Origin of the sequence: Pseudomonas sp. WJP1 (genome assembly GCF_028471945.1) — a bacterium.
Taxonomy (GTDB): domain Bacteria; phylum Pseudomonadota; class Gammaproteobacteria; order Pseudomonadales; family Pseudomonadaceae; genus Aquipseudomonas.
The window spans coordinates 1,763,102-1,789,980 of record NZ_CP110128.1 but is presented as its reverse complement, the minus strand read 5'-3'; the positions used below and the strand labels follow the sequence as shown (position 1 = coordinate 1,789,980).

General features: G+C 62.0%; 30 protein-coding genes. 8 read left to right on the top strand and 22 right to left on the bottom strand.

Features of this window, described 5'->3' with window-relative positions; genetic code table 11:
* The first annotated feature begins 157 nt into the window (after positions 1 to 157).
* The 5 genes from OH720_RS08180 to OH720_RS08160 all read left to right on the top strand — a co-directional run bounded on the left by OH720_RS08180 (position 158) and on the right by OH720_RS08160 (position 5,822).
* Positions 158 to 1,432 (top strand): glycerate kinase type-2 family protein, encoded by a 1,275-nt coding sequence (locus OH720_RS08180; RefSeq protein ID WP_272605188.1) that lies wholly within the window; start codon positions 158 to 160, stop codon positions 1,430 to 1,432.
* Positions 1,429 to 2,844 (top strand): pyruvate kinase, encoded by a 1,416-nt coding sequence (gene pyk / locus OH720_RS08175; RefSeq protein ID WP_272605187.1) that lies wholly within the window; start codon positions 1,429 to 1,431, stop codon positions 2,842 to 2,844. Before OH720_RS08180 ends, pyk begins: the two co-directional genes overlap by 4 nt.
* Positions 2,845 to 2,961: 117 nt before the next feature.
* Positions 2,962 to 3,876, top strand: a complete 915-nt coding sequence (locus OH720_RS08170; RefSeq protein ID WP_272605186.1) for an urea transporter — start codon at positions 2,962 to 2,964, stop codon at positions 3,874 to 3,876.
* A gap of 21 nt (positions 3,877 to 3,897) precedes the next feature.
* Positions 3,898 to 4,722 carry an ion transporter gene (locus OH720_RS08165; RefSeq protein ID WP_272605185.1) on the top strand — a complete coding sequence of 275 codons (825 nt, stop codon included), beginning with the start codon at positions 3,898 to 3,900 and terminating at the stop codon, positions 4,720 to 4,722.
* A gap of 104 nt (positions 4,723 to 4,826) precedes the next feature.
* Positions 4,827 to 5,822, top strand: a complete 996-nt coding sequence (locus OH720_RS08160) for a sulfate ABC transporter substrate-binding protein (RefSeq protein WP_272605184.1) — start codon at positions 4,827 to 4,829, stop codon at positions 5,820 to 5,822.
* A gap of 124 nt (positions 5,823 to 5,946) precedes the next feature.
* Here OH720_RS08160 and OH720_RS08155 read toward each other — a convergent pair whose 3' ends face one another.
* Positions 5,947 to 6,390: a hypothetical protein gene (locus OH720_RS08155; RefSeq protein ID WP_272605183.1), complete on the bottom strand. Its 444-nt coding sequence runs from the start codon at positions 6,388 to 6,390 to the stop codon at positions 5,947 to 5,949.
* 212 nt (positions 6,391 to 6,602) lie between these two features.
* On the opposite strand from OH720_RS08155, the gene OH720_RS08150 reads away from it, so the two are divergent.
* Positions 6,603 to 7,808 (top strand): MFS transporter, encoded by a 1,206-nt coding sequence (locus OH720_RS08150; protein WP_272605182.1) that lies wholly within the window; start codon positions 6,603 to 6,605, stop codon positions 7,806 to 7,808.
* A 47-nt stretch (positions 7,809 to 7,855) separates the two neighbouring features.
* On the opposite strand, the gene OH720_RS08145 is transcribed toward OH720_RS08150, so the two are convergent.
* The 13 genes from OH720_RS08145 to ccmA form a co-directional block, all read right to left on the bottom strand.
* Complete coding sequence (locus OH720_RS08145) at positions 7,856 to 8,260, bottom strand: type II toxin-antitoxin system HicB family antitoxin (protein WP_008061213.1); 405 nt, start codon at positions 8,258 to 8,260, stop codon at positions 7,856 to 7,858.
* A complete protein-coding gene (locus tag OH720_RS08140) occupies positions 8,260 to 8,472 on the bottom strand; it encodes a type II toxin-antitoxin system HicA family toxin (protein WP_180202808.1) in 213 nt (70 codons plus the stop codon). Before OH720_RS08140 ends, OH720_RS08145 begins: the two co-directional genes overlap by 1 nt.
* 139 nt (positions 8,473 to 8,611) lie before the next feature.
* Positions 8,612 to 9,178 carry a phosphonate metabolism protein/1,5-bisphosphokinase (PRPP-forming) PhnN gene (phnN, locus tag OH720_RS08135; RefSeq protein ID WP_272606417.1) on the bottom strand — a complete coding sequence of 189 codons (567 nt, stop codon included), beginning with the start codon at positions 9,176 to 9,178 and terminating at the stop codon, positions 8,612 to 8,614.
* Between the two features lie 262 nt (positions 9,179 to 9,440).
* Complete coding sequence (locus OH720_RS08130) at positions 9,441 to 9,848, bottom strand: hypothetical protein (protein ID WP_272605181.1); 408 nt, start codon at positions 9,846 to 9,848, stop codon at positions 9,441 to 9,443.
* Positions 9,849 to 9,860: 12 nt separating this feature from the next.
* The gene (gene ccmI / locus OH720_RS08125; RefSeq protein ID WP_272605180.1) at positions 9,861 to 11,063 is read right to left on the bottom strand and encodes a c-type cytochrome biogenesis protein CcmI; all 1,203 of its coding nucleotides are present in this window, start codon (positions 11,061 to 11,063) and stop codon (positions 9,861 to 9,863) included.
* Positions 11,060 to 11,530, bottom strand: coding sequence for a cytochrome c-type biogenesis protein (locus OH720_RS08120; RefSeq protein ID WP_008055374.1), 471 nt, complete (start codon positions 11,528 to 11,530; stop codon positions 11,060 to 11,062). The genes ccmI and OH720_RS08120 overlap by 4 nt, the downstream gene beginning before the upstream one ends.
* On the bottom strand, positions 11,527 to 12,063 hold the full coding sequence (locus OH720_RS08115) for a DsbE family thiol:disulfide interchange protein (RefSeq protein WP_008055373.1): 537 nt from the start codon (positions 12,061 to 12,063) through the stop codon (positions 11,527 to 11,529). The genes OH720_RS08120 and OH720_RS08115 overlap by 4 nt, the downstream gene beginning before the upstream one ends.
* Positions 12,060 to 14,048 (bottom strand): heme lyase CcmF/NrfE family subunit, encoded by a 1,989-nt coding sequence (locus OH720_RS08110; RefSeq protein ID WP_272605179.1) that lies wholly within the window; start codon positions 14,046 to 14,048, stop codon positions 12,060 to 12,062. The genes OH720_RS08115 and OH720_RS08110 overlap by 4 nt, the downstream gene beginning before the upstream one ends.
* A 3-nt stretch (positions 14,049 to 14,051) precedes the next feature.
* On the bottom strand, positions 14,052 to 14,507 hold the full coding sequence (ccmE, locus tag OH720_RS08105; protein WP_272605178.1) for a cytochrome c maturation protein CcmE: 456 nt from the start codon (positions 14,505 to 14,507) through the stop codon (positions 14,052 to 14,054).
* Positions 14,504 to 14,680 (bottom strand): heme exporter protein CcmD, encoded by a 177-nt coding sequence (ccmD, locus tag OH720_RS08100; RefSeq protein WP_008055370.1) that lies wholly within the window; start codon positions 14,678 to 14,680, stop codon positions 14,504 to 14,506. The genes ccmE and ccmD overlap by 4 nt, the downstream gene beginning before the upstream one ends.
* Entirely contained in the window at positions 14,677 to 15,432 is a 756-nt protein-coding gene (locus OH720_RS08095; RefSeq protein ID WP_272605177.1) for a heme ABC transporter permease, read from the bottom strand. Before OH720_RS08095 ends, ccmD begins: the two co-directional genes overlap by 4 nt.
* Before the next feature lie 80 nt (positions 15,433 to 15,512).
* Positions 15,513 to 16,181, bottom strand: a complete 669-nt coding sequence (gene ccmB / locus OH720_RS08090; protein ID WP_007980754.1) for a heme exporter protein CcmB — start codon at positions 16,179 to 16,181, stop codon at positions 15,513 to 15,515.
* Positions 16,178 to 16,813, bottom strand: a complete 636-nt coding sequence (gene ccmA / locus OH720_RS08085; RefSeq protein WP_272605176.1) for a cytochrome c biogenesis heme-transporting ATPase CcmA — start codon at positions 16,811 to 16,813, stop codon at positions 16,178 to 16,180. Before ccmA ends, ccmB begins: the two co-directional genes overlap by 4 nt.
* Before the next feature lie 198 nt (positions 16,814 to 17,011).
* Between ccmA and fliK the strand changes: the two genes are divergently transcribed.
* Complete coding sequence (fliK, locus tag OH720_RS08080; protein WP_272605175.1) at positions 17,012 to 18,580, top strand: flagellar hook-length control protein FliK; 1,569 nt, start codon at positions 17,012 to 17,014, stop codon at positions 18,578 to 18,580.
* Positions 18,577 to 18,906, top strand: coding sequence for an EscU/YscU/HrcU family type III secretion system export apparatus switch protein (locus tag OH720_RS08075; RefSeq protein ID WP_272605174.1), 330 nt, complete (start codon positions 18,577 to 18,579; stop codon positions 18,904 to 18,906). Before fliK ends, OH720_RS08075 begins: the two co-directional genes overlap by 4 nt.
* Before the next feature lie 160 nt (positions 18,907 to 19,066).
* Here the strand turns inward: OH720_RS08075 and OH720_RS08070 are convergent, their stop codons facing one another.
* From OH720_RS08070 to OH720_RS08035, 8 genes are read right to left on the bottom strand one after another with little or no spacing between them, the layout of a single operon-like run.
* Entirely contained in the window at positions 19,067 to 19,459 is a 393-nt protein-coding gene (locus OH720_RS08070; protein ID WP_272605173.1) for a DUF2802 domain-containing protein, read from the bottom strand.
* The gene (locus OH720_RS08065) at positions 19,460 to 19,945 is read right to left on the bottom strand and encodes a chemotaxis protein CheW (protein WP_007946765.1); all 486 of its coding nucleotides are present in this window, start codon (positions 19,943 to 19,945) and stop codon (positions 19,460 to 19,462) included.
* 42 nt (positions 19,946 to 19,987) lie between these two features.
* Positions 19,988 to 20,920, bottom strand: coding sequence for a chemotaxis protein CheW (locus OH720_RS08060; protein WP_272605172.1), 933 nt, complete (start codon positions 20,918 to 20,920; stop codon positions 19,988 to 19,990).
* A 7-nt stretch (positions 20,921 to 20,927) separates the two neighbouring features.
* On the bottom strand, positions 20,928 to 21,716 hold the full coding sequence (locus OH720_RS08055) for a ParA family protein (RefSeq protein WP_272605171.1): 789 nt from the start codon (positions 21,714 to 21,716) through the stop codon (positions 20,928 to 20,930).
* Between the two features lie 38 nt (positions 21,717 to 21,754).
* Entirely contained in the window at positions 21,755 to 22,645 is an 891-nt protein-coding gene (gene motD, locus OH720_RS08050; RefSeq protein ID WP_272605170.1) for a flagellar motor protein MotD, read from the bottom strand.
* Positions 22,646 to 22,660: 15 nt separating this feature from the next.
* On the bottom strand, positions 22,661 to 23,401 hold the full coding sequence (locus tag OH720_RS08045) for a flagellar motor protein (RefSeq protein WP_008055354.1): 741 nt from the start codon (positions 23,399 to 23,401) through the stop codon (positions 22,661 to 22,663).
* Positions 23,401 to 24,531, bottom strand: a complete 1,131-nt coding sequence (locus OH720_RS08040; protein WP_272605169.1) for a protein-glutamate methylesterase/protein-glutamine glutaminase — start codon at positions 24,529 to 24,531, stop codon at positions 23,401 to 23,403. The genes OH720_RS08045 and OH720_RS08040 overlap by 1 nt, the downstream gene beginning before the upstream one ends.
* Before the next feature lie 51 nt (positions 24,532 to 24,582).
* The gene (locus OH720_RS08035; RefSeq protein WP_272605168.1) at positions 24,583 to 26,859 is read right to left on the bottom strand and encodes a chemotaxis protein CheA; all 2,277 of its coding nucleotides are present in this window, start codon (positions 26,857 to 26,859) and stop codon (positions 24,583 to 24,585) included.
* Positions 26,860 to 26,879: the final 20 nt, after the last annotated feature.

Below are 26,879 nucleotides of genomic sequence, written 5' to 3'. Positions count from 1 at the left end.
CGTTTCCTGTGGGAGCGGGCTTGCCCGCGATGAAATTGCCTCGGTCTGCCTGCAAGACCGCAGCGTCTGTATCGCTGGCAAGCCAGCTCCCACAAGGTCCGAGTCGAGTCACCTGTTTTTTGCCCTACTCCAATAACAAGAATTCCGGGAGCCCGCCATGTCGGTCGATCCGCAACAATTGCTGCGTGAGCTGTTCGCCACAGCCATCGACGCGGCCCATCCGCAACAAGTCCTCGAAGCCCATCTGCCTGCCGACCGCAGCGGTCGGGTAATCGTCATCGGTGCCGGCAAAGCCGCGGCCGCCATGGCCCAGGTGGTCGAGCGTTGCTGGCAGGGTGAAGTGTCCGGCCTGGTGGTGACGCGTTACGGTCACGGCGCCCCCTGCGAAAAAATCGAAGTGGTCGAAGCCGCGCATCCGGTTCCGGATGCCGCCGGTCTGGCCGTGGCCAAACGCGTGCTGGAACTGGTCAGCGACCTCAACGAACAAGATCGCGTGATCTTCCTGCTGTCCGGCGGCGGCTCTGCGCTGCTCGCCCTGCCGGCCGAAGGCATCACCCTGGCCGACAAGCAATCGATCAACAAAGCCCTGCTCAAATCCGGCGCGACCATTGGCGAGATGAATTGCGTACGCAAACACCTTTCCGCGATCAAGGGCGGCCGCCTCGGCAAGGCTTGCTGGCCTGCCACCGTTTATACCTATGCGATTTCCGATGTGCCGGGCGACCTCGCCACGGTGATCGCCTCCGGCCCTACCGTGGCCGACCCGAGCACCTCGGCCGAAGCGTTGGCGATCCTCAAGCGCTACGCCATCGACGTGCCCGCCTCCGTGCGTAACTGGCTGCAAAGCCCGGAATCAGAGACGGTGAAACCCGGCGATCCGAGCCTGGCCCGCAGTCACTTCCAACTGATCGCCCGCCCGCAGCAATCCCTTGAAGCGGCGGCGGTGAAATGCCGTCAGGCCGGTTACAGCCCGTTGATCCTGGGCGACCTGGAAGGCGAGTCCCGGGAAGTGGCGAAAGTCCACGCCGGCATCGCCCGGCAGATCGTCCAGCATGGTCAGCCGCTGGCTGCGCCGTGCGTGATTCTGTCTGGCGGCGAAACCACGGTCACCGTTCGCGGCAACGGCCGTGGCGGGCGCAACGCCGAGTTCCTGCTCAGCCTGACCGACAGCCTCAAGGGCCTGCCCGGTGTCTATGCCCTGGCCGGTGATACCGATGGCATCGACGGTTCCGAAGACAACGCTGGGGCAATCATGACCCCGGACAGTTATGCCCGTGCCGCGGCCCTCGGCTTGAGCGCCAGCGACGAGTTGGACAACAACAATGGCTACGGCTATTTCGAGGCGCTGGATGCACTGATCGTCACCGAGCCGACCCGCACCAACGTCAACGACTTCCGCGCCATCCTGATTCTTGAGAGCCCTAAACCATGACGCCTGACAAAAAGGTCAAGATCCTCGCCACCCTCGGCCCCGCCACCAACGGGATCGATGACATTCGTCAACTGGTTCAGGCCGGAGTCAATATCTTTCGCCTGAACTTCAGCCACGGCGATCACGCCGACCACGCCAAACGCTATCAATGGATCCGTGAAGTCGAGCGCCAGCTGAATTATCCGCTGGGCATCCTGATGGACCTGCAAGGGCCGAAACTGCGGGTCGGCAAATTTGCCGCCGGCAAGGTGCAACTGCATCGCGGGCAAGCCCTGCGCCTGGACCTCGATGCCACGCCGGGTGATGAACGCCGGGTCAACCTGCCGCACCCGGAAATCATCGCTGCGCTGGAACCTGGCATGGACCTGCTGCTGGATGACGGCAAGCTGCGCCTGCGGGTCGTCACCAAGTACGCCGACGCAATCGACACCACCGTGCTCAACGGCGGCGAGCTGTCGGACCGCAAGGGCGTGAACGTGCCGCAAGCGGTGCTCGACCTGAGCCCGCTGACCGCCAAAGACCGCCGCGACCTGAGCTTTGGCCTCGAACTGGGGGTGGACTGGGTGGCCCTGTCGTTCGTGCAACGTCCTGAAGACATTCGCGAAGCCCGTGCGCTGATCGGCGACAAGGCGTTCCTGATGGCCAAGATCGAGAAGCCGTCAGCGGTCACGCAATTGCGCGAAATCGCTGAATTGAGCGACGCAATCATGGTCGCCCGCGGTGACCTGGGCGTAGAAGTGCCGGCCGAAAGCGTGCCGCAGATCCAGAAAAACATCATCGCTACCTGTCGCCAGCTGGGCAAGCCGGTGGTGGTGGCGACGCAGATGCTCGAATCGATGCGTTTCTCCCCGGCGCCCACCCGCGCCGAAGTCACCGATGTCGCCAATGCGGTGGCCGAAGGTGCAGACGCGGTGATGCTGTCGGCGGAAACCGCCTCCGGCGAATACCCGCTCGAAGCCGTGCAGATGATGAGCAAGATCATCCGCCAGGTGGAAAACGGCCCGGACTACCAGACCCAGCTGGACGTCAGCCGACCGAAAGCCGAAGCGACTGTTTCCGATGCGATCAGCTGCGCGATTCGCCGTATCAGTAATGTGCTGCCGGTGGCGGTGCTGGTGAACTACAGCGAGTCCGGCACCTCGAGTTTGCGTGCGGCGCGGGAACGGCCGACGGTGCCGATCCTCAACCTGACGCCAAATCGGCAAACCGCTCGTCGCCTGACTGTGGCTTGGGGTGTGCACTCGGTAGTCAACGATCGCCTGCGCCAGGTGGACGAAGTGTGCTCTACGGCGCTGGAAATTGCCCAGGCCCAGGGCATGGCGCAGCGCGGTGATACGTTATTGATCACCGCGGGTGTGCCGTTTGGGCAGCCGGGGTCGACTAACTCTTTGCGTATCGAGACGTTGATCTAACGTCTGCACTGGCCCCTTCGCGGGCAAGCCTCGCTCCTACGGGGACAGCGTATCCCAGTAGGAGCGAGGCTTGCCCGCGAAACAGGCGACTCGGCTCCCTTTGACACACTGAAAAAAATGCCTGCCAACCACTTCAACACCCACTGCCCCGACTGGGCCGAAGCCTTGCTCAACGGTTTCAGTCAAATCTTCCTCCAGCGCCATCCGCTGTTTGGTCTACTGTGCCTGCTCGCCATCCTGTTTACCGCGCCAGCCTTGCTTGGCGGTGCGCTGCTCGGTGGCGTCGCCGGATTGCTCACCGCGCAACGTCGCGGCTACGCCAAGGCCGACCGCCAGGCCGGACTCTACAGTTATAACGGCGTCCTGCTTGGGTTGTTGATCAGCCTGTATTTCCCATGGTCAGCGATGTCGCCGCTGCTGATCCTCGCCGCTGGCGGCCTGAGCGCCATGCTCACGCAACAGTGGCTCAAACGCGCCCGTGTCAGCCAGTACCTGCCCGCCTACACCGCGCCTTTCGTGGGGTTGAGCTGGGTGCTGCTATGCTTCGCCACGCCCTCGACCGAGGCGCATCTGATCGAGGTCAGCACGCTGAACATGCTCGCCGCCCCCCTCAAAGGCCTCGGCCAGGTGATGTTCCTCGGTCATCCGCTGGCCGGCTCGATGATTGCCGCCGGTTTGCTGATCGCTGATCGTCGCGCCTTTTGCTGGGCGATGTTGGCGTCTGTAGCGGGCATGGGTTGGAACCTGCTGCACCACGACTTCTACACCGCACTGCTGGGCCTGGGTGGCTATAACGCCGTGCTCGCCGCCCTCGCCTTCAGCGCGCAGCGCCAGCAACCGTGGCTGCCATTGGTCGGCATTGCCTGCGCGTTGCTGCTGACGCCGATGTTTGCCGCGATTGGACTGCCCACGCTGACCGCACCGTTCATCCTCGCCTGCTGGCTGATTCGTGCGCCTGCTCAAGTGCTCGCCAAGGCGACGGGGGCCACTGCGCCTTGCGCTCCCGGGGAGAATCAACCTAGGCTGCGCTGATCATTGAGTCAGGCGTTATCCATGGACAGCAGCAAAAACTGGCGTGAAGACCTCTACGTCATGATTTTCCAGAGCGACACCAAGGCGGGTCGGCGCTTCGACGGCATATTGCTGTTGATCATCCTCGCCAGCCTGGTGATCGTGATGCTCGACAGCATCGATACCGTTCACCGCAACTACGCCGACGTGCTGGCGTATATCGAGTGGGGCTTCACCGTCATCTTCGCCATCGAATATGGCCTGCGCCTGTACTGTTCGCCCAAGCCCCTGCGCTACGCCTTCAGCTTCTATGGACTGGTGGATTTGCTGGCGATCGTGCCCGGCATCCTGGCGCTGTATTACGCCGATGCGCAGTACCTGTTGATTATCCGGATCATCCGGATGCTGCGGATATTCCGCGTGCTCAAGCTCAGCCCTTACCTGAAGCAAGCCAATTACCTGATGTCGGCGTTGCGTGGCAGCAAGCAGAAAATCGTGGTGTTCCTGGTCAGCGTCTGCACCCTGGTGACGGTATTCGGCACGCTGATGTACGTGATCGAAGGCCCCGAGCACGGCTTTACCAGCATTCCCAAAGGCATCTACTGGGCCATCGTGACCCTTACCACCGTGGGTTTTGGCGACATCGTGCCGAAGACGCCATTGGGCCAGGTGATTTCCTCGCTGGTCATGATCACCGGTTACTCGATCATCGCCGTACCCACCGGAATTTTTACCGCCGAACTCGCCAACGCGATGCGTGGCGAACAGCTGCAACATGATTGCCCGGTGTGCAAGAAGAACAACCATGAACACGGCGCCGCGTTCTGCTCTCGCTGCGGCAATGCATTGTTCAAGAAAATAGAATAAGCACAGAGCTTTTTAATCTTTAAACGACTATGCGAGCCCGGCTATAGTCGCTGGCAAATTGCCTCGTTTTTTACAAAAACATCTTCTCGAACAAGGAATTCGCAGTGAAAAAACTCTTTGGCGCCTCACTTCTCGCCGCTGGCCTGGCACTGGCCAGCGTGGCCCAGGCCGCACCGACCCTGCTCAACGTTTCCTACGACGTGATGCGCGATTTCTACAAGGACTACAACACTGCGTTCCAGAAACACTGGCAAGCCGAACACAACGAAAACATCACCTTGCAGATGTCCTTCGGTGGCTCCAGCAAACAGGCGCGCTCGGTTATCGATGGCCTGCCCGCGGACGTGATCACCATGAACATGGCCACCGACATCAACGCCCTGGCCGATAACGGCAAACTGGTCCCGGACAACTGGGTCACCCGCCTGCCGAACAACAGCGCGCCGTTCACCTCGGCCACCGTGTTCATCGTGCGCAAAGGCAACCCGAAAGCCCTGAAAGACTGGCCAGACTTGCTCAAGGACGGTGTGCAAGTCATCGTGCCAAACCCGAAGACTTCAGGTAACGGCCGCTACACCTACCTCTCGGCCTGGGGTTACGTGCTGAAAAATGGCGGCGACGAAAACAAGGCCAAGGACTTCGTCGGCAAGCTGTTCAAGCAAGCTCCGGTCCTGGACACCGGTGGCCGCGCCGCGACGACAACCTTCATGACCAACCAGATCGGCGACGTGCTGGTGACTTTCGAAAACGAAGCGGAAATGATCGCCCGTGAGTTTGGCCGCGATCAGTTCGAAGTCATTTACCCAAGCGTCTCCGCCGAGGCTGAGCCACCGGTGTCGGTGGTCGACAAGACCGTCGACAAGAAAGGCACCCGCGCCGCTGCCGAGGAATACCTGAAGTACCTGTGGTCGCCGCAAGGCCAGGAAATCGCCGCCGCCAACTACCTGCGTCCGCGTGATCCGGCCGTGCTGGCCAAGTACACCGACCGCTTCCCGAAAGTGGACTTCCTGTCGGTAGAGAAAACCTTCGGCGACTGGCGCACCGTGCAGAAAACCCACTTCAATGATGGCGGGATTTTCGATCAGATTTACGCCCAGTAACCACCACCTGTAGGAGCGAGCCTGCTCGCGATGGACGCCGGGACAACGAGGGCATTCAGACAGCCCGCGTCATCGTTGAAGTTCATCGCGAGCAGGCTCGCTCCTACAGGGTGTTATGGGTGTTTCAGCTCAGATTGCCGCAGAAGATAGCCTGGTGACCATCGGCCGGGCTTTCACGCACCACCAACGCATAGCCCCCCGCTCGAAGTGTCTCGACCGGTACGGGTGCGCTTTTCCAGAAATATTGCATGGACGCTTGCGAATAGAACCGCGCATTCGGGCCGTCATTCATGTCATAGGTGGGTTTGGCACCCAGATTTCCACAGCTTCCCGGGTAGATATAGGCCTGCAAACGACCTGGTAACGCGCTACCCATGGATTCTCCACTGACAGCAAACCAGAACACTGTTGCTTGCCCGTCGGGCATCATGATTGGCCGGGCGATGTTCCCGGCATTGATGGAAGTAGCGCTCATGGGAACGTTGGTGACCTGACGATCAGGCACTGTCGAGCAACCATAGATCGACCCAACCGCTACCACCAACGCCAGCGAAGATACGATTTTCATCGTGATACTCCCGCTTTGTAAGGACACGTTGAAGTGATCCCCCAATAGATTTTAGCTGTCACGGGAAAACGGGCCGCTCTTCGGATGGCCGGTGGTGCTTGCTCACTCACACATCGCGCAATGAAATAATTACTATCACTCCAATTACCCTTCCGCTGCCTCAATCGGGCCTTTAGCCTGCGCGCATTCCCTTATTTCCATCGAGACACGTTATGAACCCAGCGACCCAGCTGCCCCATGGCACCGCGACAATGACCCGAGGCATGGTGCTGCTGTTCGCCTTCTGCTGTGGTGCGATCGTCGCGAACATCTACTATGCGCAGCCGATCATCGGCCTGATCGCACCGGACATCGGCCTGACCAGCACCATGGCCAGCCTGATCGTGTCGCTGACCCAGATCGGCTATGCCCTGGGCCTGTTTTTCCTCGTGCCCCTGGGTGATCTGCTGGAAAACCGCCGGCTGATGATCATCACCACCCTGGTGGCCATTGCCAGCCTGCTGGGCGCGGCGTTCACCGATCAACCGAACCTGTTCTTGCTGATTTCGCTACTGGTGGGCTTCAGCTCGGTGTCGGTGCAGATCCTGATTCCGCTGGCCGCGCACCTGGCGCCGGAAGAATCTCGCGGCCGCGTGGTCGGCGGGATCATGGGCGGTTTGTTGTTGGGAATCTTGCTGGCGCGACCGGTGTCCAGCGTGGTGGCGGATCATTTCGGCTGGCGGGCCATGTTTGTGATTGCCGCGCTATTGATGGCGGCGATCAGCATCGTGCTGGCGCTGACCATCCCCAAGCGCCAGCCTGACCACAGCGCGTCCTACGGCCAATTGCTGGGCTCGCTCTGGACGTTGCTGCGCCAACAGCCGGTATTGCGCCAGCGGGCGTTCTACCAAGGGTGCATGTTCGCCACGTTCAGCCTGTTCTGGACCGCCGTGCCGCTGGAACTGGCGCGCAATCATGGCCTGTCGCAAAGCCAGATCGCAATTTTCGCCCTGGTCGGCGCAATCGGCGCCATTGCCGCGCCTATCGCCGGACGCCTGGCCGACGCCGGGCACACCCGCATCGCTTCATTGCTGGCCCTGCTGTGCGCCAGCCTGAGCTTCCTGCCCGCCTTCATCCACCCCGCCTACAGCGTGATCGGCTTGGCCGTGACCGGCGTGGTCCTGGACTTCTGCGTGCAAATGAACATGGTCCTCGGCCAACGCGCGGTCTACGCCCTGGACGCCAAAAGCCGCAGCCGCCTCAATGCGTTGTACATGACCAGCATCTTCATCGGCGGCGCATTTGGCTCATCCGTGGCCAGTGCGGTGTATGAGCACGGCGGCTGGTTGTGGATCGTGGTGGTCGGCAGCGCGTTTCCATTGCTGGCGTTGTTGCGGTTCCTGAGTGTTTCGCAGAAGGCTTCGTTGGCGACGGCGTAAAGACTCAAGCACCTGGCGGGCGAGTCGGATCGCCCGCCAGGTTCACTTCAATTGCGCACCAGTTTCTCCATCGCCGCATCCGCCAGGAACGACGACCGGCTTTTGACATTGTGCTCGCGCACATAACGGTCAATGCGCTGGATCACATAGCCAGGCAACGTCACGTTGACCTTCTCGGTCTTGCCCAGGTACGGCGAGATGTCCAGCTCCAGCATGCCCCAGCCCATGTCGGCGAACTCGGGATTACTGCGATGCACCGAAGCCGAAGTCGGCATCGGAATCGGCTCGCCATCCGCCGCCAATTCCTGCAGCATGATGTGGGCAATCTCGACGGCTGCGTTGTAGGCCTCTTCAAAGCTATCCCCGGCGGTTACCGCACCTGGGATATCGGGGATCTGGATACCGATGGCGGTGTTCTCATCGCCCCATTCGATACAGATTGGATATTGCATTATGGATCTCCTGCGTAACTGGCTGGCGGGCAGTACAGCCCGGCTCGCCTCCTGATGCTCTTGACCGTCCCGACCGGCAAATCCTTTTTCGGATGGGGAACGGGAATGGTGTACGGGTTGTAACGGTGGGTGAAGATGTGATGACTGCCAGTGACCCGGTCCAGGGCCCAACCCGCCTCCATCAATTCCTTGATCAATAGCCTGCTTTGCACCACCAGCCTCCTTGCTTCGGCCTCAACAAAAATAACCCTAGAGTTATCTTTACTCAAGCACAAAAACTGCAAGTACGACGTTCGGTTGTATTGCGGGGTGTGATGAAGGAAGGTTTTCAGCGAAAGAATCGCCAACACCTCAAGCGCATGCCGCGGGCTCGTCGAGGCAGGCCAGGAGTCGTTCGACGGTGCGCTCCAGGGGCCCGGAGTTGTCGAGCACCTGCACGGTCGGATCATTGGCCAGCAGACGCTCGCTGAAGCGGGCATTGCGCGCCAGGCGCTGATCGACCTCTGCCACGGACTCACGCCCACGCGCCAGCAGGCGCTGGCGCAACACCGCCTGGTCCACGGTCAGCAACACCGCCAACACGTTCGGATAACGCTCGCGAGTATTCTGCAAATGCCCCCGCGAGCCATTCACCAGCACGTCCTGTCCAGCGGCCAGCCAATCGTCGATTTCTCGCGGGATGCCGTAGTACAGACCGTTGGCGTGCCAGCTCAGGGCAAACGCGCCCTGGGCCCGCATCTCGACGAACTGCTGCGGGCTGACGCCCAGCGCCGCCTCGCCCACGGCTTCGGCCGAACGCGTGATGACCCGCCGCACGATACGGCAGCCACGCTCGGCCAACCGCGCTCGCGCGGCATCGAGCAGGCTGTCCTTGCCCGAACCTGAAGGCCCGATGAGATAGATCAACCTGCCAGCCATCACTCCCCCCATTTCGCTCGTCGCCCTGCTTGCTGGACCAACGGAAAATCCTCCTGACTGCGCGTCGTCCAGTTCTGCGGCGGCCACGTTACCCGAGTGCGAACTGCCGCGCACGATGTTGTTGCCCCATGAAGTACTCACGGTACTTGGATTCCCGTACGAACTGGTGCTGACCCGGCGAGTGGTCCGTCACCGATATACACCGCGGCCCCACCTTTTCCCGCACGTACAAAAAAGGCGACCCCGAAGGTCGCCTTTTAGATCACTGCCCGAATTGCCGTCCCAACCCGCCCGGCACCCCTTGGATATCCGTCTCTTCCCACGGCCCTTTCGGGCTGATCGAGCGGCTCCAGCCGTTGTCCCAACGGTAGTAGGTGCGTTGGCGGTAGAAGGTGTTCGGTTGATCGTCGAGCACATACACACCCAGTTTCGGGTCCCAATGGCTATTGCCCCCCGGTGGCGGCGCAAAGCTGGCCGAGGTGCGCGGCAACGGCTTGGCCGGTTTGGCGGGAGTCGTCGGTTTGCTCGGCACCGTCGACGGCGCCGGTTTGGTGCTGGGCTGCGACGGCGGGATCCGTGGCGGGGCCGGCTCTTCAGGTGGCCGTTGGACCGCACAAGCGCTCAGCCCCAAAACAACGCTGAGCAGGGTGATACGAGCAATGGCGGTCATGGCGGCTTCCTGTTATTTATCCGGGCTGTCGATGGTCAGTTGTTGCGGCGCGGTGGTGCTGCTGGCCAGGGGCTGGCTGCGACCGATCCACTCGCCCGCCGTCGGTTGGCCAGCGCGGGAAATGCGTGCAACCAGTTGGACTTCAGGGAAGTTCGACAGTTTCAACTGCGGCATCATTGCATCGCCATCACCCAATTCGACGGTGGCCGGCAAATCGGCCACGGTCAGGCGTTTGGCCGCCAGCGGTGCCGGTGGGCCAGAAGTGGCGCGGGCGAAGATGAACACGCTGTCGCCCGGCTGGACCTTGGCCTTCAGGTCGGCCGCCAGGTCCACCCGGACCTTGAGCAGCGCTGCCGGCTTGGCCGCTGGCGCCTGGGCCACCTTGCCACCGCTGGCCACCAGTTTCTCACTGGCGCGGGTGATACCGCCCTGCAGCGCGATACGGGACTGGTCGTCCGGCGGCAGTTGCTCCAGCAGGCGATTCCAGTAATCGATCGCTTCCTGATAACGCTGGCCTTCGAAGGCGGCAATGCCCAGCAGGCCAAGGCTGGTCACTTCTTTCGGATCAGCCTTGAGCGCTTCGTCCGTCAGGGCCTGGACCTTGTCCGACCACTTCTTGCCATCGGCGAAATACTGGGCCTGGGCCCATTGCCCCAACAGTTCAGGTTGGCGCCCGGCGAGGTTCACGGTGCGCTCGAAGACCTTCGCCGCATCAGCCGGACGATCCTGGGTCATGTAGGTGCGACCGAGGAAGTACAGCGCTTCGGCAGAATCCGGTTGCGCCGCGACCGCGCGCTCCAGGCGCCGGGTCATTTCTTCCATCGACTGCGGCGCCTGGGCGAATTCCCGGGTCAGCTCGACTTTGTCGCTGGCACCGAAATGCAGGTACAGACCCAGGCCCAGCACCGGCACCAGGATGGCGGCCAGCAACGGTGCCGCCTTGCCCAGGCGGGTCACCCGCGGCGCGGCAACGCCTTCGGTGTCGGCGAGCAGTTCACGGGCGGCTTCGGCGCGGCCGGCGTCCATTTGCGCGGCATCGAGAACGCCCTCTTGCTGCTGAACCTGAAGCTCAGCCACGCGCTCCTGATACAGCGCCACGTTCAGTGCAGTACGATCCTCTTCGAGCTGGGCGCGACGGCTACGCAGAACGGGGATCAGCAGAAAACTCAGGGCTACCAGGAGCAGCAGGCCTGCAGCGAGCCAGAAATCAATCATTCTTGGTTTTTATCCAACAGTTGGTCGAGGCGCTTGCGCTCCTCGGCAGAAAGCGAACCCGGCGTTTCGGCGCGTTGCACGCGGCGACGGCGCACGATCACCGCGATGATCACCACACCGCCCAGCAGCAGGCCGGCGGGGCCGAACCAGAGCAGCGCGGTCTTGGCGTTCAGGGCCGGTTTATAGCGGACGAAATCACCGTAGCGATCGACCATGAAGTCGATGATCTGCTGATTGTCCTTGCCCTCGCCGAGCATGCGGAAAATCTCTTTGCGCAGGTCGGCGGCGATCGGTGCGTTGGAGTCAGCGATGTCCTGGTTCTGGCACTTGGGGCAACGCAGCTCCTTGGTCAACTCGCGAAAACGCTCGCGATCACCTTCCTTGGCGAACTCGTAGGTGTCGATGGCGGCGTGGGCCACGCCGGCCAGGCTCAAGCCCAGGACAACGGCGGCAATCCAGCGCTTCATGGCTTGGCCTCGTCGACCAGCGCCTGGTACTTGGCCGCCAGTTTTTCGCGCCAGACCTGCTCGTCGATCACGCCGACGAATTTGTCGCGGATGATGCCCTTGGCGTCGATGAAGAAGGTTTCCGGGGCGCCGTACACACCGAGGTTCAGGCCCAGGGTGCCGGCGTCGTCGCGGATGTCCAGTTGATAGGGGTTGTGGAAGTCCGCCAGCCACTTCAAGGCGTCGGCGTTGACGTCCTTGTAGTTGATGCCGTAGATCACCACGCCCTTTTCAGCCAGCTTGTTCAACACCGGGTGCTCGACCCGGCAGGAAATGCACCAAGTGCCCCAGACGTTGACCAGCGCCGGCTTACCGAGAATGTCGGCACGGGTCAGGGTCTTGTCGCCCTGCACCGCCGGCAGGGAAAACTCCGGGAAGGGTTTGCCGATCATCGCCGAGGGCAACTCGGCCGGGTCCAGGTACAGACCGCGATACAGGAAAACAGCCACCACCAGGAAAATCGCCAGTGGCAAGAGCATCAACCAACGCTTCATGCAGTCGCTCCAGACATGCCCAGTGCTTCACGCACACGGCTTTTCACCTTGACTCGATAACGTCCGTCCAGCGCTGCCAGCAAGCCGCCAAGACCGGTCAGCAAACCACCGAACCAGATCCAGCGCACGAACGGCTTGACGTGCACGCGTACCGCCCAGGCGCCGTCTCCCAGGGGTTCGCCCAGTGCGACATAGAGGTCACGGGTGAAACCGGCGTCGATCCCGGCTTCGGTCATCACCGAATTCTGTACCGTGTAGAGGCGTTTTTCCGGGTGCAGGACGCTGACCTCCTTGCCGCCCTTGATCACCCGGACGGTGCCCTTGTCGGAGGTGAAGTTCGGGCCTTCGAAGTGTTTGGCGCCTTCGAAGATGAACTGATAACCGCCCAGGGCCATGGATTCGCCGGGCGCCAGGCGCAGGTCGCGCTCGGCACTGTTCTGGCTCGACAACACCACGCCCAGGGCGCAAACGGCGATGCCCAGGTGTGCAACCTGCATGCCCCAGTAGCTGCGGGTCAGGGTCGGCAGGCCTTTGATCAGGCCTTTGTGGCGAGTCTTGTCGACAATGTCACGCGCGCCAGCCAGCAACACCCAGGCCGCGAGCATGAAGGTCGCCAGTACCGCCCAGTTGAAATCGCCGTAAGCCACGCCAGCCACCACCGCCAGCGCGGCGCTACCCAGCAGTACCGGGGTGAGCATGCTCAGTAGCCACTTCACCGGGGTGTCTTTCCAGCGCACGATCACGCCGACCGCCATCACCAGCATCAACAAGGCCATCAACGGAATGAACAGCGCGTTGAAGTACGGCGGGCCGACCGACAGCTTGGCGCCGGTCATGGCATCGAGAATCAACGGATACAAGGTGCCCAGCAGGATCATCGAAGCCGCTACCACCAGCACCAGGTTGTTGCCCAGCAACAGGGTTTCCCGGGACCAGAGGTTGAAGCCGACCTGGCTCTTGACCACCGGAGCGCGCAAGGCGAACAGCGTCAGCGAACCACCGACCACGAACAGCAGGAAGATCAGGATGAACACGCCGCGCTCGGGGTCCGAGGCAAAGGCATGCACCGAAGTCAGCACGCCGGAACGCACGAGGAAGGTGCCCAGCAGGCTCAACGAAAAGGCGGCGATGGCCAACAACACGGTCCAGCTCTTGAACACACCACGTTTTTCCGTGACCGCCAGCGAGTGAATCAGCGCGGTGCCCACCAGCCAGGGCATGAACGAGGCATTTTCCACCGGGTCCCAGAACCACCAGCCGCCCCAGCCGAGTTCGTAGTAGGCCCACCAGGAGCCGAGGGTGATACCGATACCGAGGAAGGCCCAGGCGACGATGGTCCACGGACGCGACCAGCGCGCCCACGCGGCATCCAGGCGACCGCCCATCAGCGCTGCGATCGCGAACGCGAACGCCACCGAGAACCCGACGTAACCCATGTACAGCATCGGCGGGTGAACGATCAGGCCGATATCCTGCAGCAATGGATTGAGGTCGGCGCCATCGCTGGGCATTTGCGGCAGGATGCGCTTGAACGGGTTGGAGGTGAGGATCAGGAACAGCAGGAAACCGGTGCTGATCATGCCCATCACTGCCAGCACACGCGCCAGCATCACTTGCGGCAACTGCCGGGAGAACACCGACACTGCGAACGTCCAGCCGCCGAGGATCAGCGCCCACAACAGCAACGAACCTTCGTGCGCGCCCCATACGGCGCTGAATTTGTAGTACCAGGGCAAGGCACTGTTGGAGTTGCTGGCAACATAGGCGACAGAAAAATCGTCAGCCATGAACGCATAGGTCAAGCATCCAAAAGCGAACAGCAGGAAGGTGAACTGCCCCCAGGCCGCTGGCTGGGCCAGGCTCATCCAGAAGCGGTCACCGCGCCAGGCGCCGACCAATGGCACGACGGCCTGAACCAGCGCAAAACACAGCGCCAGGATCATGGCCAGATGGCCCAGCTCGGGAATGAAGATGCCGGAAGTCATGGTTCAACCCTCCTTAGCGGGTGTTGGGGCGGATTGACCACTGTCTTTCAAGGCCTTGGTCACTTCCGGCGGCATGTACTTTTCATCGTGCTTGGCCAGCACTTCATCGGCCAGCACCACGCCTTCGGCATTGAGTTTGCCCAGGGCGACGATGCCCTGCCCTTCGCGGAACAGGTCAGGGAGGATGCCGCGATAAGCGATGGTCACGGATTTGTTGAAGTCGGTGACGACGAACTTCACGTCCAGCGAGTCGCTGGAGCGCTGCAGGGAGCCCGCCTCGACCATGCCGCCAGCGCGGATACGCGTGCCCTGCGGGGCTTCGCCATTGGCGATCTGGGTCGGCGTGTAAAACAGGTTGATGTTCTGCTGCAGGGCGCTCAGGGCCAGGCCCACGGCGGCGCCGACCCCGACCAGGATTGCGAGAATGATGATAAGACGCTTTTTACGCAGCGGATTCACTTGCCGTTCTCCCGGCGCAGACGACGCGCCTCTTGTTGCAGATACCGCTTGCGGGCCAGGATCGGCGCCGCCACGTTGAGGGCCAGCACTGCCAGGCAGATGCCGTAGGCCGACCAGACATACAGGCCGTGATGGCCCATGGCGAGGAAGTCGCCGAATGAAGCAAAACTCATCGAACGACCTCCAGGCTGTTTTCGACTTCGGCCTTGACCCAACTGGCCCGGGCTTCGCGCTTGAGCACTTCGAGGCGCATGCGCAGCAGCAACACCGCGCCGAAGAAACAGTAGAAACCCAGCGCCGTCAGCAGCAACGGCAGCCACATTTCGGCAGGCATCGCCGGTTTTTCCGTGAGGGTGAAGGTCGCGCCCTGGTGCAGGGTGTTCCACCACTCCACCGAGTACTTGATGATCGGGATGTTGATCACGCCGACAATCGCCAGCACCGCGCACGCCTTGGCCGCGCTGTCACGATTGCTGATGGCGTTGCCCAGCGCAATAAGACCGAAGTACAGGAACAGCAGGATCAGCATGGACGTAAGGCGTGCATCCCAGACCCACCACGAGCCCCAGGTCGGCTTGCCCCAGATCGCCCCGGTGACCAGCGCCACGGCGGTCATCCAGGCACCGATGGGCGCCGCGCACTGCAGGGCGACGTCGGCCAGCTTCATCTTCCACACCAAGCCTACGATGCCGCACACCGCCAGCATCACGTAGATGGACTGTGCCAGCATGGCGGCCGGAACGTGGATGTAAATGATGCGAAAGCTGTTGCCCTGCTGGTAGTCCGGCGGCGCGAAGACCAGGCCCCAGACCACGCCGACGCCGATCAGCAGCAACGCCGCGACGCTCAACCAGGGCAGCAGTTTGCCGCTGATGCCGTAAAACCATTTGGGCGAGCCGAGCTTATGAAACCACGTCCAGTTCATTACTGTTTCCATCACGGTTGCCGCTCGTTGTCACGAGACAGCCAAAGGGTCTTTACTGGTCAATTTTTGACCAGACCTCATTATTCGCCGACGCTGATCTTCAGGCCAGCAGCTATTGCAAAGGGTGTCAGGGTTATCGCCAGGGCGGTCAGGCTGCCAAGCCACAAGAGATAACCGGTCGCCGGCATGCCCTGCAAGGCTGCCTGCAAGGCGCCACTGCCAAGGATCAACACCGGGATGTACAACGGCAGAATCAGCAGGGCCAGCAACAGGCCGCCACGCTTCAAACCGACCGTCAACGCCGCGCCCACCGCACCGAGCAGGCTCAGTACCGGTGTACCCAGCAATAAAGAAAGCAGCAACACCGGCAGACAGGCGGCAGGCAAACCGAGCATCAACGCCAGCAAAGGTGCGAGCAAAACCAGTGCCAGGCCGGAAAACGCCCAGTGTGCCAGCACCTTGGCCAAAACCAGAAGAGCCAGGGGGTGCGGCGAAAGGACCCACTGTTCCAGCGATCCGTCCTCGAAATCACTGCGAAAAAGCCCGTCCAGCGAGAGTAAAACCGATAAAAGGGCCGCCACCCAGACCAGTCCCGGAGACAAGGTTTGCAACAATTGAGACTCGGGACCGACCGCCAGCGGGAACAGCGAAACGACGATGGCGAAGAACACCAGCGGATTAGCGAGTTCAGCCGGACGGCGGAACAGCAGACGGGCCTCACGGGCGACCAACAGGCCGAAAACACTCATACGGCCCAGTTCCCCAGATCAATGTCGCGATAAGCGGCCGGCATGCGGCTCAGCGTGTGGTGAGTGGTCAAGACCACCATGCCACCGCGCTCGCAGTGGCCGGCCAGGTGTTCTTCGAGCTGCGCCACGCCTTGCTTGTCGAGGGCGGTGAACGGCTCGTCGAGGATCCACAGCGGCGGGCTGTCCAGATACAGCCGCGCCAGTGCCACGCGGCGCTGTTGACCCGCGGACAGCGTGTGGCAGGGAACATCCTCGAAGCCACGCAAGCCGACAGCCGCCAGGGCCTGCCAGATCGCTTCATGGGACGCCGGTTGATGCAGGGCGCACAGCCAGCTCAGGTTCTCTTGTGGGGTCAGCAAGTCCTTGATGCCGGCGGCATGGCCGATCCACAAGAGATTGCGTGCAAGCTCCGCGCGTTGCTCGCTCAGCGGCTGACCGTTGAGCAGCACTTGACCGGCGGTCGGGTGCATCAGGCCGGACAACAGGCGCAACAGGCTGGTCTTGCCACTGCCGTTGGGACCACTGATCTGTACCATTTCGCCACTGGCCATTCTCAAATCGAGATTTTCGAAGAGCAGTCGAAGGTCTCGCTCACAGGCAAGGGCAACGGTTTGCAGGACTGGACTGGTCAAGGGTTCACGGGCCTTATACGGTTCAAGTCGGCGCTGGTGCGGCCGTTAAAGAGATGCAGGATAAAGGTATTGGCGGCCCGGACGAGAGAGCTGCGTCAATTAACTGTGAAATTTTCCGCATTCTGTATACAACGGGACGGCATTATACATGCCATTTCCTACTCTCAAGCGTGCAATTTCCCAAGGTTGTGACCGCGTATGACAGGCGAAATGAACATCCTCCCGCTGCCGCAGGCCACCGCGGCGACCCCGCGTACACCGGCGGTCAGTGGCGAGTTGCTCAAGCTACTGACGCCGATGGAGGGCCTGATCACCGCCGGCCAGACCGCCAAGGCGGAAGTGCTGTCGCTCAAGCAGGCGGATCAGGCCTTTCAATTGCTGCTCAAGCTGACCCTCGAAAACGGTCGGCAGACCATGCTCCAGGCCACCAGCAATCAGCCCTTGGCCCAAGGCACAAGCATCGCGGTCACCCAACCTTCGGCGGGCAACCTGGCGGTCACCGTGCAGCAAGCCATCGCTTCCAGCGTCGCCACCCTCACCCGCATCGACACTGCGCAAATGCCGGCGGGCACCCTGCTGCAGGGTAAAGTGCTGACCTCCCAGGCGTTGCCGCCTGTACCGGGGCAAGCCACGGTGTTCCGCTCGATGGTCAGCCTGCTCAACACCGCGCTGAGCGGCAGCACGCTTAGCATCGACAGTTCGCAGCCGTTGCGCATCGGCACCTTGCTCAGCGCCCAGGTGCAGGATGCTCAGACCTTGAAGTTCGTGCCCTTGAGCAGCCGCCAGGAACAATTGGCTGTGACCCAGCAACTTGTCAGCCAACAAAGTCGCCAGGGCTCACTGGACGGCTTGCTCAAACTGCTGCAAAACCTGCCGGCCTCGACTCAGACCTCAAGCGAGCTGCGCACGGCCGTGGACAGGTTGCTCGCCGGCCTGCCGGACATCCAGCAATTGAGCAGCGCCAAAGGCCTGGCCCAGGCGCTGGCCAGCAGCGGTGCATTCCTGGAATCGAAACTGCTGGGCGGCCAGAACCTGGCGCCTGACATGAAAGGCGACTTGCTCAAACTGGTCGGCCAGTTGTCATCCGCGCTGCCGGCCAGCACCCAGCTCAGTGCGATCATCGCCGCCAACACCTTGGCCCAGGCCATGCCGAGTTTCGTGCGCAATGCCCTGGGCATGCTCGGCCAGGTCAGCGCCAAGCCGTCGCCGACCAGTTTCCCGCTGCCTTCGCGGCTGTTGCAAAGCGCCGAAGGCGAAGATGATCTGGAACACCTGCTGCGCCTGGCCGCAGCCGCGGTTTCACGCCTGCAAAGCCACCAGCTGTCCAGCTTGGAGCAGACCGGTGTCACACCAGACGGGCGCCTGATGAGTACTTGGCAGCTGGAGATTCCGATGCGCAACCTGCAGGACATCGTGCCGTTGCAGGTCAAGTTCCAGCGCGAAGAGGCTCCCGAAAGAGAGCAACCCAAGGAACGCCAGGAGGAACGCCTGCCCAAGCAACAACTATGGCGCATCGAACTGGCGTTCGACATGGAACCGCTCGGGCCGTTGCAGGTTCAGGCGCAGCTGATCCAGGGCAGCCTCAGCAGCCAGCTGTGGGCCGAACGCGCCTACACCGCCAGCCTGATCGAAAACAACCTGGCGGCATTGCGCCAACGAATGCTGGCCGCAGGGTTGAACGTCGGCGATCTCGACTGCCACCTCGGCAAACCTCCCCAAGGTCCACAAACCCGCCTCGAACAACGCTGGGTCGACGAAAACGCATGAAAAACCCCAACGCCCCACGCCAGGCCATCGCCCTCAAGTACGACGGCACCCACGCCCCTACCCTCACGGCCAAGGGCGACGAGGAACTGGCGGAAGAAATCCTGCGCATCGCTCGCGACTGCGAAGTGCCGATCTACGAGAACGCCGAACTGGTGAGCCTGTTGGCGCGGATGGAGTTGGGGGACAGTATCCCGCAGGAACTCTATCTCACGATTGCCGAGATCATTGCGTTTGCGTGGAACTTGAAAGGTAAGTTTCCGGTGGGGCAGGATCCGGATGGGCTGATGGTCGAGAAGGACATCACCGAACGCGGGGATGACTACTGAAGGTTCCAGGACGCCTTCGCGAGCAGGCTCGGATCTCTTGATCGTTCCCACGCTCTGCGTGGGAATGCAGCCCGTGACGCTCCGCGTCACATCCTGGAAGCGGAACGCAGAGCGTCCCAAGAGGCATTCCCACGCAGAGCGTGGGAACGATCCGGGAGGCTCAGTTCTTGTGCACCTTGCTCATCAACTCCGCCTCGGCCTGGGTCAGGCCGCAGGACTGGGTCAGTTCGTCGACGCTGGCGCCCATGCCGACCAGTTTCGCCGCCTGGTCAAATGACAGGCTCTTGGGATCGCGTTGTTCCAGCCGGGTCAGCTTGTCCGGCAATGGCGCGACGAGCGTGCGCAATTCCTGCAGCTCTTCGCCCATGCGCACATTGCCATCCTGGTAATTGTCGACGCGCCTGCCCAAATCCTTGATGCGCTGGTCGCGCTGCGCATCGCCCTGGGCCTGTTGCGCGGCGATCAGCTTTTGCCCGCGGATGTAGGACAAAAACATTGCCAGCGTGCCTGCCCAGAACAGGAACAGGACAATGACCGCCACCTCGAGAATCAATCAGATGTTCTCCAGGTCCGACCATTCTTCTTCGCTCATCATCTTGTCCAGCTCGACAAGGATCAGCAGTTCGTTGTTCTTGTTGCACACGCCCTGGATGAACTTGGCGGACTCTTCGTTACCGACGTTCGGCGCGGTCTCGATTTCCGACTGACGCAGGTAAACCACTTCGGCCACGCTGTCGACCATGATCCCGACCACTTGCTTGTCGGCTTCGATGATGACGATGCGGGTGTTGTCGCTGATTTCGGCATTCATCAGGCCGAAGCGCTGGCGGGTGTCGATCACGGTGACCACGTTGCCGCGCAGGTTGATGATGCCCAGCACATAGCTCGGAGCGCCCGGTACCGGGGCGATTTCGGTGTAGCGCAGGACTTCCTGGACGCGCATCACGTTGATGCCGTAGGTCTCGTTGTCCAGCTTGAAGGTGACCCATTGCAGGATCGGATCTTCGGAACCCTTTGCCGCCGTCGCCTTGTCATTCATACCCTGATCCCCTCAAGAAACCGCCCAGGCGGTATTGTTCTGTTATGTAGTTTTATGGGGCGGCTTCGTGCCGCCCATGTGCCTGGCCCCACCGCTGGCGATCAACTCGGCCAGTTCGCAGACATCGAGCAATGCACACATGTGTTCAATCACCGTGCCCGCCAGCCACGGCCGTTGGCCACGGTGGCTGCGCCATTTGATTTCGTTCGGGTCCAGGCGCAACGAGCGACTGACCTGATGCACCGCCAGCCCCCAATCGTAGCCCTGGACGGAAATCACGTATTGCAGGCCCTGCTTGAAATCCTCGCGGTAACGATCGGGCATGACCCATCGTGCCGTGTCCAACACCTTCAGGTTGCCGGCCTGGCTCGGCAGGATGCCAAGGAACCACTCCGGCTGACCAAACAACGACGTCAGCTCGTGACCAGCCAGTGGATAGATCGAACCCAGGCACACCAGCGGCACCGCCAGGGTCAACCCGGCGACATCGAACAACAGGCATTCGAAAGGTTCGGCCGCCCAGGCTGGTCGACCGTCGGTTTCTGCCGGCGGTGGCATGTCAGCGGGTGGCAGATGCACTTCGACCAATGGCGGTACCAGTACCTGTTGCACTTCGACAGGGGCCGGAATCAAAACCTGTTGGTCTTCGACGGCGGGTGGCACCAAGGTTTGCAGCAAAGGTGCGATCGTCGAGACCGGTGCCAGAACAGGTGTTGGCGCATCGATCACGGCAACCGGTGTTTTCACTACCGGCGCTACCGCCGGGGCGGCTGCGACGACGATGTTCTGCGCGTCGCGAGCCTGCTCTTCGAGTACTGCCGCCTGGAATTCGTCCAGCACAGCGTCGGCCTCGATCACCTCGGGAAGCGTTTCGATTTCCGCTGCGAATTCTTCGGTGATGTCTTGCAGCAGGCTGTCCAGATAGGTCTGCAGCGCCAGTTGCGGACGCGAGGTGATTTTCAATGGCCGGTTCATTGGCATCTCATGCCACCTGCGCAACGAGTTGCGCCGCCAGCAGATGCTTGAGCAGCGCGCGGTAGGCAACGACGCCTCGGCTCTTGCCGTCAAACTGCGAAGGCGTCAGCCCCGCCCGGCTGGCATCGCGCAAGCGTGTGTCGACCGGGATGTAACCCTGCCAGATTTCGTTTGGAAACTTGTCGCGCAACACCCGCAGCGTACCGAGGGATGCCTGCGTGCGGCGATCGAACAGGGTCGGCACGATGGTGAACGGCAAGGCCTGCTTGCGCGAACGATTGATCATCGCCAGGGTGTTGACCATTCGCTCCAGGCCTTTGACCGCCAGGTGCTCGGTCTGCACCGGGATCACCAGTTGCTGGCTTGCCGCCAAGGCATTGACCATCAGCACCCCGAGCAACGGCGGGCTGTCGATCACCGCGTAATCGAAGTCCTGCCACAACTGCGCCAGGCTCTTGGCAATCACCAGGCCCAGGCCACTCTGGCCCGGCGACTGGCGCTCAAGGGTGGCCAGCGCGGTGCTCGAAGGCAACAGCGAAATGGATTCGTGACTGGTGGGCAGCAACAGCTGGCCGGGCAGGCCCTGGGGCACGCTGCCTTTATGCAGGAACAGGTCGTAGCTGCTGTGTTCCAGGCTGTCGGGGTCGTAACCGAAATAGCTGGTCATGGAGCCGTGGGGGTCGAGATCGACCACGACCACGCGCTTGCCCGCCTCGGCCAGTAACCCGGCTAAAGCGATGGAAGAAGTGGTTTTACCGACACCACCCTTTTGATTGGCAACTGCCCAGACTCTCATTCGATTGTTCCTCCCGGCCGGGTCGACCGGGAAATAGCTCAACGTGTTAATGCGGGCGACGGAGAATTGACGGCGTTCTCTCGAACCGGCGACTTGACCGTGGCTGGTGCAGTTTGTGTGCCAGCACGCTTCAAGGCGGCATCCGGTTGTGCATTGGCCGCCCCCGTCGCGGTGAGGCTGCGCCGCACGTCGAGGTTGCGCGACACCACCAGGACCACGCGACGGTTGCGCGCCCGGCCCTCGGCCGTGGCGTTATTGGCCACCGGCTGGAACTCGCCATAGCCCACCGAGGCCAGGCGACCGGGATTGACCCCCTGCATCGCCAGCATGCGCACGATGCTGGCCGAACGGGCCGAGGACAGCTCCCAGTTGGTGGGATACTGCGCGGTGCGGATCGGTTGGTCGTCGGTGAAACCCTCGACATGGATCGGGTTGTCGAACGGTTTGAGGATCGCCGCGACCTTGTCGATGATATTGAAGGCGATGTCGCTGGGCATGGCATCGCCGCTGCCGAACAACAGGCTGGAATTGAGCTCGATCTCGACCCACAACTCGTTGCCGCGCACGGTCATCTGTTTGGAGCTGATCAGGTCGCCGAAGGCCGCGCTGATGTCATCGGCGATGCTCTTGAGCGGATCGCTGGCACCCGAGACACCGGCATCGACCTGGTCACTGTCCTTGACCAACGGCTTGGCCGGGGTCACGGTCTTCGGCCGCTCGTCACCGATGGGGATTGGCTTGAGCGCGCGATCGCTATCGGTGAAGACGCCGATCAATGCCTCGGAAATGACTTTGTACTTGCCTTCGTTGATCGACGAAATCGAGTACATCACCACGAAAAACGCGAAGAGCAAGGTGATGAAGTCGGCGTAGGAAACCAGCCAGCGCTCATGGTTTACATGTTCATCATGTTGACGACGACGAGCCATAGTCCATTACCCCCATCAATCCATGAAGCCCTGGAGCTTCAACTCGATAGAGCGCGGGTTTTCACCTTCGGCGATCGACAGGATTCCTTCCAGCAACATTTCGCGATAACGCGACTGGCGCAACGCGATGGACTTGAGTTTGGCGGCAATCGGCAGCAACACCAGGTTGGCACTGGCCACACCGTAAATGGTGGCGACGAAGGCCACGGCGATGCCATTGCCCAGCTGCGACGGATCGCCCAGGTTGCCCATCACGTGAATCAGGCCCATTACCGCACCGATGATGCCGATGGTCGGCGCATAACCGCCCATGCTTTCGAAAACCTTGGCGGCTTCGATGTCGCGGCTTTCCTGGGTGTAGAAATCCACCTCGAGAATGCTGCGGATCGCTTCCGGCTCGACGCCATCGACCAGCAATTGCAGGCCTTTGCGCGAGTAGCTGTCGGGTTCGGTATCGGCCACCCCTTCCAGCCCCAGCAGGCCTTCCTTGCGGGCGGTCAGGCTCCAGTTGACGACGCGATCGATACCACCGGCCAGGTCGACCCGCGGAGGAAACAGGATCCACGCCAGAATCTGCATGGCACGCTTGAAGGCGCTCATGGGCGATTGCAGCAACGCCGCGCCGATGGTCCCCCCCAGCACGATCAACGCGGCCGGACCGTTGGCCAGCGCACCGATATGTCCGCCTTCGAGGTAGTTGCCGCCAATGATGGCGACGAACGCCATGATGATGCCGATGAGACTTAAAACGTCCATCAGACACACGCCTCGACGATGTGCCGGCCGATGTCGTCCAGTGCATACACCGCGTCGGCCAGTTCGGCCTTGACGATGGCCATGGGCATGCCATAGATCACGCAGCTGGCTTCATCCTGGGCCCAGATCGAACTGCCGCTCTGCTTGAGCAGGCGTGCGCCTTCGCGACCGTCGGCGCCCATGCCGGTCAGTACCACCGCCAGAACTTTGTCGCCATAGGACTTGGCTGCCGACCCGAAGGTGATGTCCACGCACGGCTTGTAGTTCAAGCGCTCGTCGCCCGGCAGGATTTTCACCGCACCCCGGCCGTCGATCATCATCTGCTTGCCGCCGGGTGCCAACAACGCCAGGCCCGGGCGCAGGATGTCGCCGTCCTCGGCTTCCTTGACGCTGATCCGGCAGAGCTTGTCCAGGCGCTCGGCGAACGCCTTGGTGAAGGCCGCCGGCATGTGCTGGACCAACACGATCGGGGCGGGGAAGTTGGCTGGCAGCTGGGTCAATACCCGCTGCAGGGCCACCGGGCCGCCGGTGGACGTACCGATGGCCAGCAATTTGTAGGCTTTGCGTTTGGGCGCAGGCGACGACGGTGCGTGCACAGGTGCACGGCTCGGGATCGGCGTGGGGGTCGGGCGCACCGGCGCGCTGCTGCCATAACCGAAAGTGCTCGAAGGCGTTGGCGTCGGAGCCGGTGCTACCACCGGCGCCGGTGCGCTGTAGCTGCTGATGCGACGATTGCTGCGCGAGATGCTGAGGATCTTCTCGCACAGCAGTTGCTTGACCTTCTCGGGGTTGCGCGAGATGTCTTCGAAGTTCTTCGGCAGGAAGTCCACCGCGCCGGCGTCCAGCGCGTCCAGGGTGACCCGGGCGCCTTCATGGGTCAGCGAGGAAAACATCAAGACCGGGGTCGGGCAGCGCTGCATGATGTGCCGTACCGCGGTGATGCCGTCCATCATCGGCATCTCGTAGTCCATGGTGATCACGTCCGGCTTGAGGGCCAGCGCCTGATCGATCGCCTCTTTGCCATTGGTCGCCGTGCCGACGACCTGGATATTGGAATCCGCTGAAAGAATTTCCGAGACGCGGCGACGGAAAAACCCTGAATCGTCCACCACCAGGACCTTGACTGCCATAAACACTCCATTAGACGCAGCGAGGCGTCAGTCGCCACCGCTGCGCCAGAATCAAATACGCCGTGTGGCGTAACGCTTGAGCATGCTCGGAACATCGAGAATCAGCGCGATGCGGCCGTCACCGGTAATGGTGGCGCCCGACATGCCCGGGGTTCCCTGGAGCATTTTGCCCAATGGCTTGATGACCACTTCTTCCTGGCCCACCAGCTGGTCGACGACAAAGCCGATCCGCTGGGTGCCCACCGAAAGGATCACCACGTGGCCTTCGCGCTGCTCTTCGTGAGCGGCGGAGCTGACCAGCCAGCGCTTGAGGTAGAACAACGGCAGTGCCTTGTCCCGCACGATCACCACTTCCTGGCCGTCGACCACGTTGGTGCGCGACAGGTCGAGGTGGAAGATCTCGTTGACGTTCACCAGCGGGAAGGCGAACGCCTGGTTGCCGAGCATGACCATCAGGGTCGGCATGATCGCCAGGGTCAGCGGCACCTTGATGACGATTTTCGAGCCCTGGCCCTTGGCCGAATAGATGTTGATCGAACCGTTGAGCTGGGAGATCTTGGTTTTCACCACGTCCATGCCCACGCCACGACCCGACACGTCGGAGATCTCGGTCTTGGTCGAGAAACCCGGGGCGAAGATCAGGTTGTAGCACTCGGTATCGCTCAGGCGGTCGGCCGCGTCCTTGTCCATCACCCCGCGTTTTACCGCGATGGCCCGCAGGACATTCGGGTCCATGCCCTTGCCGTCGTCGGAGATCGACAACAGGATGTGATCGCCTTCCTGCTCGGCCGCCAGGATCACCTTGCCGCCACGGGCCTTGCCCGAGGCTTCGCGTTCTTCCGGCGATTCGATGCCGTGGTCGACCGCGTTGCGCACCAGGTGGACCAGCGGGTCGGCCAGGGCCTCGACCAGGTTCTTGTCGAGGTCGGTGTCTTCGCCGACCAGCTCCAGGTTGATCTCTTTCTTGAGCTGGCGCGCCAGGTCGCGAACCAGGCGCGGGAAGCGCCCGAAGACTTTCTTGATCGGCTGCATCCGGGTCTTCATGACCGCGGTCTGCAGGTCGGCCGTGACCACGTCGAGGTTCGACACGGCCTTGGACATGGCTTCGTCGGCACTGTTGGCGCCCAGGCGCACCAGGCGGTTCCGCACCAGCACCAGTTCGCCGACCATGTTCATGATCTCGTCGAGCCGCGCGGTATCGACCCGCACGGTGGTCTCGGCTTCGCTGGCCGGCTTTTCCGCGGGCGGCGCAGCCGGGGCACGGGCCGCAGCCGGTACCGCGGCGGCAACCGGTGCCGGCGCTTCGGCTTTCGGTTCGGGCGCCTTGGCCACGGGCTTAGGTGCAACGACCTTGGCGGTCGATGCCGCCACCGAGGTATTCGAGCCGCTCGTTGCTGTCGCGGTGCCGACTTCGCTGAACTTGCCTTTGCCGTGCAATTCGTCGAGCAGTGCCTCGAATTCATGGTCGCTGATCAGGTCACTGCCGGCCGCCGCTGCGGTGGGCGCTGCCGGAGCAGGCACCGATGCGATGGCCGATTCCAGCGCCTCGACCGCAAAGTTGCCCTTGCCGTGCAACTGGTCGAGCAAGGCTTCGAATTCTTCGTCGGTGATGTCGGAGCTATCGCCAGCGGCTTTAGGCTCTGGTGGCGCGGCGGGCGCCGGGGCCACCGCATCGACGGCGAACTTGCCCTTGCCGTGCAGTTGATCGAGCAACGACTCGAACTCGGCATCGGTGATTTCGTCGCTGACAGCCGTATCGCTTGCAGCCACTTCGCTGGCAGGTGCAGGAACAACGGCTGGCGCTTCGGCCTGGGCCTTGACGGCGTTCAGCGAGTCCAGCAACTGTTCGAATTCGTTATCGGTAATATCGCCTGAATCGGCTTCGACCACTGCCGCTTCAACCACTGCAGCAGGCGCAGCAGCCACCTCGTCAGCCGCTTGCGGCTCGGCCAGACGGGCCAGTGCCGCCAGCAACTCGGGGGTTGCAGCCGTGATCGGGCAGCGTTCGCGCACTTCGCTGAACATGCCGTTCACCGCATCCAGCGCTTCGAGGACCACGTCCATCAATTCCGAGTCGACGCGACGTTCGCCCTTGCGCAGGATGTCGAATACGTTCTCGGCGATGTGGCAGCACTCCACCAGCTCGTTGAGCTGGAGGAAGCCAGCGCCCCCTTTTACAGTGTGAAAACCGCGAAAAATTGCATTGAGCAAGTCCGCATCATCCGGACGGCTTTCCAGCTCGACCAGTTGCTCGGACAGTTGCTCTAGAATCTCGCCGGCCTCAACCAGGAAATCCTGAAGGATCTCTTCATCGGCGCCGAAGCTCATTAAGGGGGTGCTCCTACAGG

What these genes read in the sequence shown, in the direction of transcription:
- ccmD (WP_008055370.1), bottom strand. Translation starts at nt 14,680, where the DNA reads ATGAGTTTTGCTTCATTCGGCGACTTCCTCGCCATGGGCCATCACGGC.
- OH720_RS08065 (WP_007946765.1), bottom strand. Translation starts at nt 19,945, where the DNA reads ATGAATGACAAGGCGACGGCGGCAAAGGGTTCCGAAGATCCGATCCTG.
- ccmB (WP_007980754.1), bottom strand. Translation starts at nt 16,181, where the DNA reads ATGAGTGTTTTCGGCCTGTTGGTCGCCCGTGAGGCCCGTCTGCTGTTC.
- OH720_RS08180 (WP_272605188.1), top strand. Translation starts at nt 158, where the DNA reads ATGTCGGTCGATCCGCAACAATTGCTGCGTGAGCTGTTCGCCACAGCC.
- OH720_RS08145 (WP_008061213.1), bottom strand. Translation starts at nt 8,260, where the DNA reads ATGCAATATCCAATCTGTATCGAATGGGGCGATGAGAACACCGCCATC.
- OH720_RS08170 (WP_272605186.1), top strand. Translation starts at nt 2,962, where the DNA reads ATGCCTGCCAACCACTTCAACACCCACTGCCCCGACTGGGCCGAAGCC.
- OH720_RS08115 (WP_008055373.1), bottom strand. Translation starts at nt 12,063, where the DNA reads ATGAAGCGTTGGTTGATGCTCTTGCCACTGGCGATTTTCCTGGTGGTG.
- OH720_RS08035 (WP_272605168.1), bottom strand. Translation starts at nt 26,859, where the DNA reads ATGAGCTTCGGCGCCGATGAAGAGATCCTTCAGGATTTCCTGGTTGAG.
- OH720_RS08110 (WP_272605179.1), bottom strand. Translation starts at nt 14,048, where the DNA reads ATGACTTCCGGCATCTTCATTCCCGAGCTGGGCCATCTGGCCATGATC.
- OH720_RS08075 (WP_272605174.1), top strand. Translation starts at nt 18,577, where the DNA reads ATGAAAAACCCCAACGCCCCACGCCAGGCCATCGCCCTCAAGTACGAC.
- OH720_RS08045 (WP_008055354.1), bottom strand. Translation starts at nt 23,401, where the DNA reads ATGGACGTTTTAAGTCTCATCGGCATCATCATGGCGTTCGTCGCCATC.
- OH720_RS08095 (WP_272605177.1), bottom strand. Translation starts at nt 15,432, where the DNA reads ATGAACTGGACGTGGTTTCATAAGCTCGGCTCGCCCAAATGGTTTTAC.
- motD (WP_272605170.1), bottom strand. Translation starts at nt 22,645, where the DNA reads ATGGCTCGTCGTCGTCAACATGATGAACATGTAAACCATGAGCGCTGG.
- OH720_RS08120 (WP_008055374.1), bottom strand. Translation starts at nt 11,530, where the DNA reads ATGAAGCGCTGGATTGCCGCCGTTGTCCTGGGCTTGAGCCTGGCCGGC.
- OH720_RS08150 (WP_272605182.1), top strand. Translation starts at nt 6,603, where the DNA reads ATGAACCCAGCGACCCAGCTGCCCCATGGCACCGCGACAATGACCCGA.
- OH720_RS08040 (WP_272605169.1), bottom strand. Translation starts at nt 24,531, where the DNA reads ATGGCAGTCAAGGTCCTGGTGGTGGACGATTCAGGGTTTTTCCGTCGC.
- phnN (WP_272606417.1), bottom strand. Translation starts at nt 9,178, where the DNA reads ATGGCTGGCAGGTTGATCTATCTCATCGGGCCTTCAGGTTCGGGCAAG.
- OH720_RS08060 (WP_272605172.1), bottom strand. Translation starts at nt 20,920, where the DNA reads ATGAACCGGCCATTGAAAATCACCTCGCGTCCGCAACTGGCGCTGCAG.
- fliK (WP_272605175.1), top strand. Translation starts at nt 17,012, where the DNA reads ATGACAGGCGAAATGAACATCCTCCCGCTGCCGCAGGCCACCGCGGCG.
- OH720_RS08130 (WP_272605181.1), bottom strand. Translation starts at nt 9,848, where the DNA reads ATGACCGCCATTGCTCGTATCACCCTGCTCAGCGTTGTTTTGGGGCTG.
- ccmI (WP_272605180.1), bottom strand. Translation starts at nt 11,063, where the DNA reads ATGATTGATTTCTGGCTCGCTGCAGGCCTGCTGCTCCTGGTAGCCCTG.
- OH720_RS08055 (WP_272605171.1), bottom strand. Translation starts at nt 21,716, where the DNA reads ATGAGAGTCTGGGCAGTTGCCAATCAAAAGGGTGGTGTCGGTAAAACC.
- pyk (WP_272605187.1), top strand. Translation starts at nt 1,429, where the DNA reads ATGACGCCTGACAAAAAGGTCAAGATCCTCGCCACCCTCGGCCCCGCC.
- OH720_RS08165 (WP_272605185.1), top strand. Translation starts at nt 3,898, where the DNA reads ATGGACAGCAGCAAAAACTGGCGTGAAGACCTCTACGTCATGATTTTC.
- OH720_RS08155 (WP_272605183.1), bottom strand. Translation starts at nt 6,390, where the DNA reads ATGAAAATCGTATCTTCGCTGGCGTTGGTGGTAGCGGTTGGGTCGATC.